The sequence below is a fragment of the Erythrobacter sanguineus genome, assembly GCF_900143235.1.
GTDB classification, from domain to species: Bacteria; Pseudomonadota; Alphaproteobacteria; order Sphingomonadales; family Sphingomonadaceae; genus Erythrobacter; species Erythrobacter sanguineus.
This window is the reverse complement of record NZ_FRDF01000001.1, coordinates 261,748-274,356: the sequence shown is the minus strand read 5'-3', so window position 1 is coordinate 274,356 and position 12,609 is coordinate 261,748. Positions and strand designations below refer to the sequence as shown.

At 62.8% G+C, this 12,609-nt stretch carries 11 protein-coding genes and 1 pseudogene; 6 read left to right on the top strand and 6 right to left on the bottom strand.

What is annotated here, in order from left to right; all coding sequences use genetic code 11:
• Window positions 1-181: pseudogene (locus BUA05_RS01275) on the bottom strand (IS630 family transposase); the annotation flags it as partial.
• A gap of 527 nt (window positions 182-708) precedes the next feature.
• Between BUA05_RS01275 and BUA05_RS01270 the strand changes: the two are divergent.
• On the top strand, window positions 709-2,244 hold the full coding sequence (locus BUA05_RS01270; RefSeq protein WP_245790035.1) for a mechanosensitive ion channel domain-containing protein: 1,536 nt from the start codon (window positions 709-711) through the stop codon (window positions 2,242-2,244).
• 181 nt (window positions 2,245-2,425) lie between these two features.
• On the opposite strand, the gene BUA05_RS01265 is transcribed toward BUA05_RS01270, so the two are convergent.
• Window positions 2,426-3,250 (bottom strand): Nmad3 family putative nucleotide modification protein, encoded by an 825-nt coding sequence (locus tag BUA05_RS01265; RefSeq protein WP_072672842.1) that lies wholly within the window; start codon window positions 3,248-3,250, stop codon window positions 2,426-2,428.
• A gap of 149 nt (window positions 3,251-3,399) precedes the next feature.
• Here BUA05_RS01265 and BUA05_RS01260 point away from each other — a divergent pair, with 149 nt between their 5' ends.
• Genes BUA05_RS01260 through BUA05_RS01250 form a run of 3 tightly spaced genes read left to right on the top strand, consistent with a single transcriptional unit; the run spans window position 3,400 to window position 6,075 of the window.
• Window positions 3,400-3,765, top strand: coding sequence for an ArsR/SmtB family transcription factor (locus BUA05_RS01260; RefSeq protein WP_072672841.1), 366 nt, complete (start codon window positions 3,400-3,402; stop codon window positions 3,763-3,765).
• A 13-nt stretch (window positions 3,766-3,778) separates the two neighbouring features.
• Window positions 3,779-4,459 carry a carbonic anhydrase gene (locus BUA05_RS01255; protein ID WP_072672840.1) on the top strand — a complete coding sequence of 227 codons (681 nt, stop codon included), beginning with the start codon at window positions 3,779-3,781 and terminating at the stop codon, window positions 4,457-4,459.
• A gap of 47 nt (window positions 4,460-4,506) precedes the next feature.
• Window positions 4,507-6,075: a SulP family inorganic anion transporter gene (locus BUA05_RS01250; RefSeq protein ID WP_072672839.1), complete on the top strand. Its 1,569-nt coding sequence runs from the start codon at window positions 4,507-4,509 to the stop codon at window positions 6,073-6,075.
• 15 nt (window positions 6,076-6,090) lie between these two features.
• Here BUA05_RS01250 and BUA05_RS01245 read toward each other — a convergent pair whose 3' ends face one another.
• The 3 genes from BUA05_RS01245 to BUA05_RS01235 form a co-directional block, all read right to left on the bottom strand.
• A complete protein-coding gene (locus tag BUA05_RS01245; RefSeq protein ID WP_072672838.1) occupies window positions 6,091-6,456 on the bottom strand; it encodes an ArsR/SmtB family transcription factor in 366 nt (121 codons plus the stop codon).
• A 12-nt stretch (window positions 6,457-6,468) separates the two neighbouring features.
• A complete protein-coding gene (locus BUA05_RS01240; RefSeq protein WP_072672837.1) occupies window positions 6,469-7,644 on the bottom strand; it encodes a hypothetical protein in 1,176 nt (391 codons plus the stop codon).
• Window positions 7,645-7,956: 312 nt separating this feature from the next.
• Complete coding sequence (locus BUA05_RS01235; RefSeq protein WP_072672836.1) at window positions 7,957-9,369, bottom strand: M20/M25/M40 family metallo-hydrolase; 1,413 nt, start codon at window positions 9,367-9,369, stop codon at window positions 7,957-7,959.
• Between the two features lie 118 nt (window positions 9,370-9,487).
• Here BUA05_RS01235 and ettA point away from each other — a divergent pair, with 118 nt between their 5' ends.
• Together ettA and BUA05_RS01225 are read left to right on the top strand one after the other, a co-directional pair.
• On the top strand, window positions 9,488-11,161 hold the full coding sequence (ettA, locus tag BUA05_RS01230; RefSeq protein ID WP_072672835.1) for an energy-dependent translational throttle protein EttA: 1,674 nt from the start codon (window positions 9,488-9,490) through the stop codon (window positions 11,159-11,161).
• A gap of 112 nt (window positions 11,162-11,273) precedes the next feature.
• Window positions 11,274-11,939: a GGDEF domain-containing protein gene (locus BUA05_RS01225; RefSeq protein WP_072672834.1), complete on the top strand. Its 666-nt coding sequence runs from the start codon at window positions 11,274-11,276 to the stop codon at window positions 11,937-11,939.
• A 9-nt stretch (window positions 11,940-11,948) separates the two neighbouring features.
• Here the strand turns inward: BUA05_RS01225 and BUA05_RS01220 are convergent, their stop codons facing one another.
• Window positions 11,949-12,530 carry a PNPOx family protein gene (locus tag BUA05_RS01220; protein ID WP_072672872.1) on the bottom strand — a complete coding sequence of 194 codons (582 nt, stop codon included), beginning with the start codon at window positions 12,528-12,530 and terminating at the stop codon, window positions 11,949-11,951.
• Window positions 12,531-12,609: the final 79 nt, after the last annotated feature.

Sequence of the window (12,609 nt, the reverse complement as noted above, 5' to 3'; positions counted from 1 at the left end):
AGTCGCGCACGATCTGCAGCCCCACACCGCCGATCCGCGCCGCCGCACTCCGACTGCCGCCGTCATAAATCTCGGCCAGGGCCAACAGCCTCCGCGCCTGGTTCGCGCTCCTCGTCATCCGCGACAATCGTCGCAGCGCAGCGCCGTCAAAATCTTCCCGCAAGCCAATCGCTTTTCCCATGGCGCCGATCTCCAATGTCACAGCGCCATTGAGTCAGATTTCCGCAGCCTTGGGAATCCCCGTGAGTCAGAAATTATGCAGGTTGGTATTATCCACCTTGTGACGCTGGCGGTAGAGCACGGCTTTGCGGGGGGACGCCGTGCGAGAGAGCGAAATGCGGCGCAATCAGGCGCATCAGCGCCGCGCTCAACATCCACACCCTGAATATAAGCCGCGCCTTCTCGATACCATCCTTGATTGACCCGATTGACACCGTTGAAAGCGATTGAATAAAATCCCGCGTTGATCTGGTGCAAGGGCGCGCAATACGGCGGTTGGCGGATCCATGCATGACTGCGGCACATGTCAGGGCATGGCGAGCCCTGCGATGGTCGTCTGAATGCCGCCTGCCGGTTTCGCGCAGTTTCACGACAGGATTCGCCAACCGGCCCGGTGGCGGACGTCCCGCTCGACGGCAGCGATCTTGTGCCAAGCTATAAATTCGCAGGAAAAAGCGTTACAATTTTCCGACGTAGATTGGCGATTGGTTGAAGCCTTCGACGCAGGTGGCGCAAGCTGACGCGAGTTCAGGCTCGTGCACTGCGCATTTACAAGGGGAGCAACCCGCCTTGGCACAGCCGCGACTGTTAAAGTTGCTCAAAGATAGGCAGCCGGACAACCGGCCCATCCCTTCGCTTCATTCGCTTGCGGCGTTGGTGGCCGGGCTTGCCTTTGCCGCGTGCATATTGATCATCCCGTCGACCGCGCTGCATGGCCAGAGCCTTCCCGATCCCGCATCCCTTGCCGGAATAGAACAGGACGCGGCCCCAGAATCGGAGCCGATCGACATTGCGGCCCTTACGCAGGAATCCGATCGCGATATCGCGGGCGGTCTGATGGACATCTTCGCTCAGATCGACGGGCTCAGCGATGTCGATGTGACCGTCCAGTCAGGCGTCGTCACCCTTGAAGGGACTGTGACCAACCAGGCAGACCGGGAACAGGCATCGAATATCGCACGGCGTATCGCAGGGGTCGTGACCGTCGAGAATTCCATCGAGCGTACGTTTGAATTGGACAGCAACCTGTCACCTGCAATTCAGGCGTTGAACGATGATCTTCGGACGTTCGTGGGTTCCTTGCCGCTGTTCGGGGTAGCGGTGCTGGTGGCCTTGCTTATCGCTGCTGCGGGATACCTGCTCGCCGCCCAGCGCTGGCTTTGGAAATGGGTTGCGCCCAATGCCTTTCTGGCCGAACTGCTTTCCGGCGCGATCCGGGTCATAGCCATCATTGCGGCGCTGATCGTGGCGTTGCAGATTCTTGATGCCGCCACCTTGCTCGGCTTTGTCCTGGGCAGCGCGGGTATCATCGGCATCGCCTTTAGTTTTGCAGTGCGCGATACCGTGGACAATTACGTGTCGAGCCTGATGCTCAGCCTGAGGCAGCCGTTCCGTGCCAACGACCACATCCTGATCGACGATCTTGAAGGCCACGTGATCCGGCTGACCTCTCGTGCCACGGTTCTGATGACCCTTGATGGCAACCATCTGCGGATTCCCAACAGCACGGTCTTCAAGGCGAACATTCTCAACTACACCCGCAACCCCCAGCGCCGCTTTGAATTCGATCTCGGCGTTGACTCGGCCGACGATCCGCTCGGCGCGATGGAAGTAGGGCTGCAAGCGATCAGGGCCCTGCCCTTCGTGCTGGACGACCCGCCCAGCCATTCGGTGATCTATGCTGTGGGGGAATCCAGCATCGTGCTGCGCTTCTTTGCATGGGTTGATCAGCGTTCGACCGATTTCCTGAAGGGCCGCAGTCTTGCCATTCAGGCGGCCAAGCATGCGGTGGAAGAGGCTGGCTATGAACTGCCCGAGCCGATCTACCGGATCCGTATGGACGATCGCGGAAGACAGCCGACACTGGCCGAAGAAGGCCGGGCCGGAACCCGAAAGCCGCGGCCCGCGCCCGCCCCTATGGACGAAAACGCCGCGCCCGACCGCGCGGTGGAGAAGCTGGTCAGCGAAGAGCGCGGCTTTACGCAGGAGGAGGACTTGCTCGACAACAGGAAGCCCATCGAATAGCGTCTAGGGCCTGTTGAACAGGCGGACGGCAGGCGAACGGGAGTCATCACGGCCTGCCGGATCATCCTGGATGTCGGGGTAAGGTTGCCGAACGCGCTGGCGGGCTGTCTGGCTCAAGGCATGGCAATTGCTCGCCCCTATGGATCGCCGCGATCAATCGCGACGGCCAGGATGTGAAGGCTCAAGCGTGAGCCTGCAGCAGATCGGCAATCCAGGTCGCGGCATCATCGCGCGCGGCAATATCGGCAACAAATTCCTGCCCGCGCGCGGCTGATCGCAATTGTCCTTGCCCCAGCCAGCGGCCCGGCGGGTGGTAGGTCAGGCCGACCCCGCCCGCTGACGGATCAAGCCAGCCGGGCACCTGCCAGATGCTTGGCAGGCGGCTGTCCGGCGCGGTCAGACTGAATGCCCGGGACAACACACCGCTTCCGGGAAACCGGCGTCCGGCCAGCCCAAACCAGTCCGAGGCGACATAGACAGCATTGGCTGCATTCCAGCCTGCACGGACATGCGGATGATCGCGCAGCCAAGGGTGCCGCCGGAGGGCGTCGATCCCGTCATCGGTGATCCTGCAGACCTCTGCGACATGGAGCCAGCCAAAGATCGCGTGGCGGCGCGGCCCGCAATATCGCCACCTGCCAGCGACCTGCTCGACCGGACGATACAGGCCCCAGAACAGGAACAGATCGCCCGCATCAACGCCCTGATTATCGAGGTGTCCGAGTGACGCGGAAGCCTGCCCAAGGGCGCCGCGCCAGCCTGCCGGGCGGGCGGACAATGCGCGATGATCGAGATCGGGATCGAGATGGCACGCCCGGCCCGCTGCGAGCTTACCGCGACTGAGATCATGCGCCATTGCCGCCAGGTCGGACCGCAGATCGCCATAGGTCACCGGAGCCGGCTCGTGCGTCGGGATCGGCAGGCTGACAGGCACCGCTCCGATTAGCGCACTGGCGCACCCGCCGGCTGCGCTATCGACACCTTTCCTGCTGAAAATCACTTTCATGACGGCCCTGATAGCATTGCTCCGGGCACACCGGGCAAGGCTGAAATCGGACAAGAACTGGTCGGGCCGCAAGCAGTCTTGACAATTCTTTGTGTGCATATAGGTTCACACACATTAATCTGCATATATACGCAGGTATGGAGAGAAAAATGCCGAGCCGGATTGTCGTATCCCGCGAACTGGCCGAGCTGCTCAAGCTGCTTGCTCACCCCGATCGTCTCCGCATGATCGAAGAATTGCGGCACGGCGAAAAGGACGTGACCAGCATCGCCGCTGCGCTCGACCTTCCGTCCACCCGCATTTCCCAGCATCTGGCCCCCTTGCGCGCGCACCGCCTGGTCGAAGACCGGCGCGAGGGGCGCAATCATTTCTATCGCCTGACCCAGCCGGCCATCGCCGCGTGGATCGTTGAGGCGCTTGAGTTTCTCGATGTCCGCAGCCGTCTGGACGAAAGCGCGCATATCGAGCGAGTCCGCGAATTGTGGACCGCAGACACCCCAGCCAGTTCCAGATGAGAGGACCATCCCCATGTCGCGATTTGCCCTAGGCGTCATCAAGTTCCAGCGGGAGGTCTTTCCCGAGAAGAAGAAGCTGTTCGAACGACTGAGCACCGGGCAAAGCCCCGAGGCGCTGTTCATCACCTGCTCTGACAGCAGGATCGAGACCGCGATGATCACCCAGACCGATCCGGGCGAATTGTTCATCTTGCGCAATGCGGGCAACATCGTGCCCCCGCACACCAACCAGACCGGGGGGATGACTGCCTCGATCGAATTCGCGGTCGGCGCGCTGCAGGTGCCCAATATCGTGATCTGTGGTCACACCGAATGCGGGGCAATGAAGGGCGCGATGCACAGCGAGGGGCTGACCAATCTGCCGCACGTGCGCGAATGGCTGGGCTTTGCCAAGGGTGCGGTCGACATAGTCGAGACGCTGGGCGCCGGCCTGTCCGAAGAGGCAAAGATGCGTTTGCTGCTCGAACAGAACGTGATGCTGCAATTGCAGCACCTCAAGACCCACCCCACAGTGGCGGTCGCGCTGGCACAGAAGGCAGTGCAGCTGCACGGCTGGGTCTACGACATCAAGTCCGGCGGGGTGTCCGCCTATGACGAGGCAAGCGAGAGCTGGGTTCCGATCGAGGAACGCTACGCCGCCGAAGTCGCCGCGTCGGCGCTGGCCGACCATGCCTGCGGCCACGCGGCCGGTTGAACCGGGCCAGTCCCTCTTCCTCCCTCTCCCGTCGGAGCCAGAAACGCATGAGCATCCTGTCCGCCAATCGCATGACTTCTGACATTGCAGGGAGGGATTTCCTCGCTTCAATTGTGGTGTTCCTGGTCGCCCTGCCGCTGTGCATGGGGATTGCGATCGCCTCGGGCGCTCCACCCGCGCTGGGACTGATCACCGGGATCGTCGGCGGACTGGTGGTGGGCAGCCTTGCAGGTTCCCCGCTTCAGGTCAGCGGGCCGGCGGCCGGAATGGCGGTGCTGGTGTTCCAGCTGGTCAATGATCACGGATTGATCATGCTGGGCGTGGTCGGTCTGATCGCCGGCGGGTTGCAGCTGCTGGCGGGCATTTTCCGTCTGGGCCAGTGGTTCCGGGCAATTTCACCCTCGGTGATCCACGGGATGCTGGCGGGAATCGGGGTGCTCATATTGGCCTCGCAGTTCCACGTGATGCTGGATGATGCGCCGCGTGCCAGCGGGCTTGCCAATATTGCCGCCATTCCCGAGGCCATCATCAAGGGTTTTCCGATCGATGATTCGGTGCACCATCTCGCCGCGATGGCCGGGATCATCACCATTCTCACCATCATGTTGTGGAACAAGTTCAAGCCGAAGCGACTCGCGCTTCTGCCGGGGCCGCTGCTCGGGGTCCTGGTCGGCACGCTGTTCGCCTTCGCTTTCGCGCTGCCGATCACGCTGGTCGAGCTGCCCTCCAACCTCACCACCGCGCTCAACATCCCGACCGTCGAAGTGCTGGGCGGGTTCCTCGATATGGAAATCCTCACGCTCGGTGTGGTATTCGCCTTCGTCGCCAGCGCAGAAACGCTGCTGTGCGCGACCGCGATTGACAAGATGCACATCGGCGCCCGCACCAATTATGACAAGGAATTGCGGGCACAGGGGATCGGCAATCTGGTCTGCGGGGCGCTGGGCGCGCTGCCAATGACCGGGGTGATCGTGCGCTCGGCCGCCAACGTCGAAGCCGGTGCGACGACCCGGATCTCCGCGATCCTCCATGGCGGCTGGCTGCTGCTGGCAGTGATCGCCTTCCCCTTCGTGCTGAACACAATCCCCACCGCGGTGCTGGCGGCGATCCTTGTCTATACCGGCTACAAGCTGGTCAACGTCGCCCAGATCCGCAGGATTGCCGAATTCGGCCGTCAGGAACTGGCGATCTATGTCGTGACACTGGTGGGCGTGGTAGCCATCGACCTGCTCACCGGGGTGATCCTCGGCTTCGCGCTGGCGACGCTGAAACTGGTCTACACCTTCTCGCATCTCGAGATCGAAACCAGCTACGACAAGGAGCTGAACCGGGTGGACATGTGGATGACCGGTTCGGCCACCTTCTTCTCGATCCCGCAGCTCAGCCATGCGCTGGAAAAGTCGCCCTTCGGTGCCGAAGTGCACATCCATGTCGAAAAGCTCGACTATATCGACCACGCCTGCCTGGAAATGCTGTCTTCGTGGGAAAAGCTGCACCAGAGCACCGGCGGGAGCCTGACCGTTGAATGGAGCGATCTGGTAAAGCGCTATGCGCGGCGCGCACAGGACCCTTCACAGACGGCGATTCCCAACCTGATGAAGCGGCCAGCCGCCTGATCCTGCCCGCAAGCGTCAGATGGTGGTGGTCGAGGCTTCCTGCTGCCACAGGTCCTTGGCGTGCTCGATATCCTTGGCGCTGGCCCGGCCCAGGCGGTGGGCGATGAAATCGATCCCGTCGATTAGCCACAGCGCGAGTTCGGGCTGGCTCAGGCTGTAGACCCGCTTTTGCCCCTGCGATTCCGTCTCGACCAAGGCGATCGCCCGCAGCACGCTGAGATGCTGCGAAACACGGGTCGGCGGAATTTCGAGCGCCTCGGCCAGATCGTTCACGGTCTGCGCGCCAGACTGCAGTCGGAGCAGCAGGCGGATGCGATCGGGATGCGAAATCTGGCGCAGGACATTGGCGAGTTCGGTCGCCACGATCTTTCGGCTGGGCATGGCAGAACTTTCTCAGGAATGGGGGGCGGACGGGCGATCAGCAACAAGGCTGAGCCGGACGGGGGCGCAAGGGGCCTCGGCGTGGGTCTCGGCATGGGCGGATAACGCACGCCATTCCGGAACCGGGCGAGCAATATCAACGATATCGCTGCAAACAAGGTCGATTAACACTGCAGCTTCCACCCGGTTCACATAGGGCGCCCGCGCGCCCCGCCCTTCGGTCACCACGCCTTTGTCGCGCAGCCTTGCCCAGGCGGCATGCAGACGCTGCGCGGCCTGCGTCATCCCGGCATGCTGCAGCGCAAGTGCCAGCGCATGAACCAGCAACGACCCGTCCAGCGCCAGAAGCCGGCCGCCCTGTTCGAGCGATTCGCCTGCCACCAGACCAAGGCCCCCGCCGCCATGCCACACCATCGGCCAGGGCGAGGTCACACCGCTCGACTGCACCAGCAAGGCCATCACGATCCCGCGCAGGTCGGGCATGACGATGATCGCATTCCAGCGCTCAGGCTCGGCCGCCAGCGGGGCGAGCGCTTCTTCAATCGACAGGATTTCCAGCGTGATCCCCTCGCGGGTCAATCCGCGATCGGCGAGCAGCAGCAGCTTCGCCATGGCGTTGCACTGACGGGCATGAACGATGATCGCCAGCTTGTCGCGCCCTTCGCTGCGGGCGGCGCCGATCATCGCCTTGAGCACCGCAAGGCGCGGCGTGGGCGCGGCACCATCCTCGTCCGGAGCGCACATGGCCGGATGCGGCGACATCAGCGCAAGATCACAGGCGCGCTGCCGGGCGATCTGGCCGGGGCCATGATCGATGAGATAGCTCGACACCCATTGAGCGCGCGGGAGGTTGGCAATTCCGCCGTTCTGAAGGGCCACCGGGGAAAAGCACTGCCACGGCGCAAATTCGGGCGCAGTCCCGGCAGCCGACGACGACATGGCCCAATGCGCAACCTGCTTGAAACCGGCCGCCTTCACCTGGGGAAGCTTTTCAAGCTCTATCCCGAGCCATGCCAGCAGCTGATCACGCCCAGCGTTCCAATCATCATGCCCGCAATCCGCAGGTTCCCGCAGCTGGAGCCTCGTGGCGACCAGCCGCAGGGCAGATGTGTTCGTCCGGCGTGCGGGAAAGGCAGCTGACAGGCCTGTGTCACCGGGCAATCCGGGCTTCTGCTTGGCTTTGTCCATGCTCCAGGCCTCTTCGTTTGAATGGGGGAGCCCATCTCCTAGACCAGCATTCATTCTCAGAAAAATTCAATATATCTTCAAATCCGTTCTGTATTATAGAACTATCATCCAGCCTTGCCCGGTGAGAGAAACCATTGCGGAATCGCTGCTTGCTGCAGCCCGGTCAGATCCAGACGCAGCGCATTGTGTCATGACGGCGGCACGAACCATGATCGGCAGGTCGCTGGCCAAACAGCGCGAACACGCCGTTCTGCCGCTTCAATCGCCAGCTTGCCGCCCCGCCCTTCTGCGCGGCCGCAGCCGAAACGCTGATTATTCCTGCATGATCGCAGGCGCGGCCGGGATCGGTCCGCCGGTGAGAATCGAGTTGCTTTCGTTCGCAAGGATACCGACCACCATCGTCCACACCGCGACATTCTGGCGCAGCTGGGCCTTGTCGATCTTGTCGAGCGTGTCGTCCGGGGTGTGATGCAGATCGAAATAGCGCAGCCCGTCCTGCTGCAGATCGACAAGCGCACCTTGCTGGTCGCGCACGATATTGAGATCCGCCCCGCCGGTCGCGACATCACTGCCGTTCGACACCCCGAAACGCGCGACAGCGGCGGCGATGCGCTTGTGCAGCGCGGGATTGCTCTGACGAAAATTGCTCTCGAAGCGCCAGATGCGGTCGGCGCCGAAATCGCTCTCGATCCCGACCGCGATCGGCTCGTCGATATGGGCCTCGCTATAGGCCTTGCTGCCCCACAGCCCGGTTTCCTCAGCGCCGGCCAGCAGCACCCGGATCGTGCGCAGCGGCTGGCCCGATTGCCTGACATGGAGCGCAGCGGCGGATATGATCGCGCAGCCCGCGCCATCGTCAAAGGCGCCCGGCGCATTCCACCAGCTGTCGATATGGCAGGCAAGCAGCACTGGCGGGAGCAATGGATTGCGCCCGACAATCTCGCCGACCACGTTCCCGCTTTGAGTCTGGCCGATCTGGCGCGGGTTCATTTCAAGCCTGAGCGTTACAGAACGCCGATCGGCGCGCGCGAACATGCGTTCAAGGTTTTCGGCATCGGGCAGGCTCAGCGCGCCCGCCGGAATTGCCGCGATGCCTTCGGGAAAGCTGGTGCCGCCGGTATGCGGATTGCGGTGGTGATCGGTGCCGACCGACTTGATCACGGCCCCGATCGCGCCCTTGCTCGCCGCAATCCCCGGCCCCACCCAGCGCGCAGGCCCGGCAAAGCCGTAATGCGATCCGTCCTGCGCTGGACGCATCTGGTGGCTGATATAGGCGATCTTGCCAGCAAGGCTGCCTGCGGGCGCTGCGCGCAATTCGTCAACCGTGCGGAAGAACACCGCCTCGGCCTCGATCCCGCCTGCCGGGGTCGCGCCCGAATTGCCAAGCGGCAGGACGACCAGATCCTGCGCAAATGGTGCCGTCACGCGGGCTCTGGCGATATCGCCGGGGATCCACGTATCCATCATGAACGGCTCGTCGGCAATATTGGCAAACCCCTTGGCCTTGAGCCATTGCATTGCCCATGCCCGCCCGCGTGCCTCGGCTTCGGTCCCGGCCTGACGCGGGCCGACTTCGGTGGTGATCCCTGCAACGAAATCCCATGCGTGGGGGTCCCCATCCAGAGCCGCGCTCGCCTGCGCTTCGAGCGCGGGAGTTTCGCCGGCTGCGGCGGTGGTGACGGTCACGAGCGAAAGTGCGGCCAGCGCGGTAAGGGTGCGGTTCATGGCACGCGGTGCTATCGCCCGCAAACAGCGAAGTCTAGCGGCTTGCCCTTGGCCATCCCCTTCCCTATCTGCGCTGCGAACTTTCTCAGCTTTTACCGATCCTCGAAGGACCCATCCGATGGCCGCGCAATACGCCTTTGTCATGAAGGGCATGACCAAGAGCTTCCCCGGTGCCCAGAAGCCGGTGCTCTCCAATATCTCGTTGCAATTCTATCAGGGTGCCAAGATCGGCATTGTCGGCCCCAATGGCGCGGGCAAATCGACCCTGATGAAGATCATGGCCGGGATCGACACCGATTTTACAGGCGAGGCATGGCCGGGGGAGAACATCACCGTCGGCTACCTCCCGCAGGAACCCGAGCTTGATCCGACCAAGACCGTGCTCGAAAACGTCAGGGACGGCGCGCGCGAAACCGCCGATCTGGTCGAACGCTTCAATGCCATTTCTGCCGAAATGGCCGAACCGGACGCCGATTTTGAAAAGCTGGGCGATGAGATGAGCGATCTCCAGACCAAGATCGATGCGGTCGATGGCTGGACGCTCGACAACCAGCTCGAAATCGCCATGGAGGCCTTGCGCTGCCCGCCATCCGACATGGGCGTGGACAGCCTGTCAGGCGGGGAGAAACGCCGCGTGGCGCTCACCCGGCTGCTGATCCAGAAGCCTTCGATCCTGCTGCTGGACGAGCCGACCAACCACCTTGATGCCGAATCCGTCGAATGGCTGGAAAACCACCTCAAGGAATATGCGGGCGCGGTGCTGATGATCACCCACGATCGCTACTTCCTTGATAATGTGGTGGAATGGATCCTCGAACTCGATCGCGGCACCTATTATCCCTACGAAGGCAACTATTCGACCTACCTGGAAAAAAAGGCGAAGCGTCTGGAGCAGGAAAGCCGCGAGGAAAGCGGCAAGCAGAAAGCACTGCAACGCGAATTGGAATGGATCCGGCAGACGCCCGCCGCGCGCCAGACCAAATCCAAGGCGCGTATCCGCAAGTTCGAGGAATTGCAGGACGCACAATCCGGCCGTTCACCGGGCAAGGCGCAGATCGTCATCCAGGTACCCGAACGCCTTGGCGGCAAGGTGATCGAAGCCAAGAACATCACCAAGGCCTATGGCGACAAGCTGCTGTTTGAAAACCTGTCCTTCATGCTGCCGCCCGGCGGAATCGTGGGCGTGATCGGCCCCAATGGGGCGGGCAAATCGACGCTGTTCAAGATCATCACCGGCAAGGAAGAGCCCGACAGCGGCACGGTCGAAATCGGCGATACGGTGCGGCTGGGTTATGTCGATCAGTCGCGCGATGACCTGAACCCCAAGAACAACGTCTGGGAGGAAATTTCGGACGGCCACGATTACATGCAGGTCAACGGCCACGACATGTCGACCCGCGCTTACGTGGGCGCGTTCAACTTCAAGGGCGCCGATCAACAGAAGAACGTCGGCAAGTTGTCGGGCGGTGAACGCAACCGCGTGCACATGGCCAAGATGCTGAAAAAGGGCGGCAATGTGTTGCTGCTGGATGAGCCGACCAATGATCTCGACGTCGAGACGCTGGCCGCATTGGAAGACGCGATCGAAAACTTCGCGGGCTGCGCGGTGGTGATCAGCCACGACCGCTTCTTTCTTGATCGGCTGGCCACCCATATCCTCGCCTTCGAGGGCAACAGCCATGTCGAATGGTTCGAGGGCAACTTCGAAGCCTACGAGGAAGACAAGCGCCGCCGGCTGGGCGATGCCGCCGATCGTCCGACGCGCCTGGCTTACAAGAAACTGACGCGCTAACCGCAGGAAACGGTGGGCGTTTTGTGCCGCGTCCGCCGCACATTTACGCTCTCTTAACCAGACTGCCTCACTCTCATTCGCGATAACAGGGTCGCACAAGGATGACAGGGGCGTGGTCACGGGAATCGAAGTGCCGCTGGGAGCGGCGATGGCGGCGTGGCTGAGCGCGCTTGCGCTGGGGACGTTGGTCGAGCGTATTCGGCAGCGCCGCAGGAAAGTGGCTGGTGCCAATCCGCTCGCCGGGCTGTTTGCGCCATCCGCCCTCACAGGTGCGATTGACAACGCCAACCGCCATGCCGCAGGCCAGCCCGCGGCACAGGCCGTGCTTCGTGGCCGGATCGACCAGACCGCCGTCTTGCGCACCGGCTGGGATGCCACGACCCGCGAGCAGGTGCTTGGTCATGTTGCAGGGGTGATGAGAGCCGGAATCCGGCGCGACGACAATTTCATGCAGGTCGAAGGCGACGGCTTCGCGATTATCATGTCCGGCGCGGACGAACGCGCGGCCAAAGGCGTCGCTGACCGCTTGCGCCGCGCACTCACACAAATGAAACTGCCGCAATTTGGCGGCGACAACCCCTTCACCGCCAGCTTCGGCGTTGCAGCTGGCGGAACCGCGGACAGCAGCGCGGCTTTGGTGGCGCGGGCGCTGGCCGCGCTCGATGCGGCGCAGAAATCGGGCGCGGATCATGTCGTGGCCGCAAGCGAGATCGAGGAAATCATCTTCCTGCCCGCCCCCGATCCTTCGCCCGCCGGCTGCTCGTCCGAAGGCTCCTGATGGCAGCCTTCAGGGCGCAACCCAGCGCGCCGACCAGCCCTCGCCCGCGCGGGTGAATTGCGCGCGGACATGGCCGGTGTGGGCAAGATGGAGCCAGTCCACTTCATTTATCTCGATCAGCAGCACGGCAAAATTCTCGCGCGCCGGGAGCAGCTGCGCATCATCCGGCTCCACACCCTCGAATTCGGACGGCAGGCCCGATGTTGCCACCTGCGAAACAGCGCCCGGCCCATCGCCAAGATAGCAGCGCCGGGCAAAATTGGTGCTCGTCGCCCACGCTGCATCCGCAACCGGCCCTTGCACCTCGATCCGCGCCGTACCGCGCAGACGCAGCTGGATCTTGGCAGCCTTGTCATACAGTACCGCTGCGACACGCGGATCGGCGGTGATCGCGGCTGCCTTGGGAGCGCGGCTGTCCGTGTGCAGCCGCAGCGTCCAACTGGCCGGATCGAAGGCTCGCAGCACCATCACCCGCGCATCAATATCAGCGGTGACGATCACCGGCGTATGCATCGGTGATCTGCGGTCACGCGCGGCGCGGATCAGGCGATTGGCGCAATCGGTGCGGATTTCGTCGAGCTGTTCCAACATGATATCATGCGCATTCGGAGCCAATGCCGCGCGCGTCAAGCCGGAGCTGCGCGCAGACCACGCCGTTCATCAAATCGGA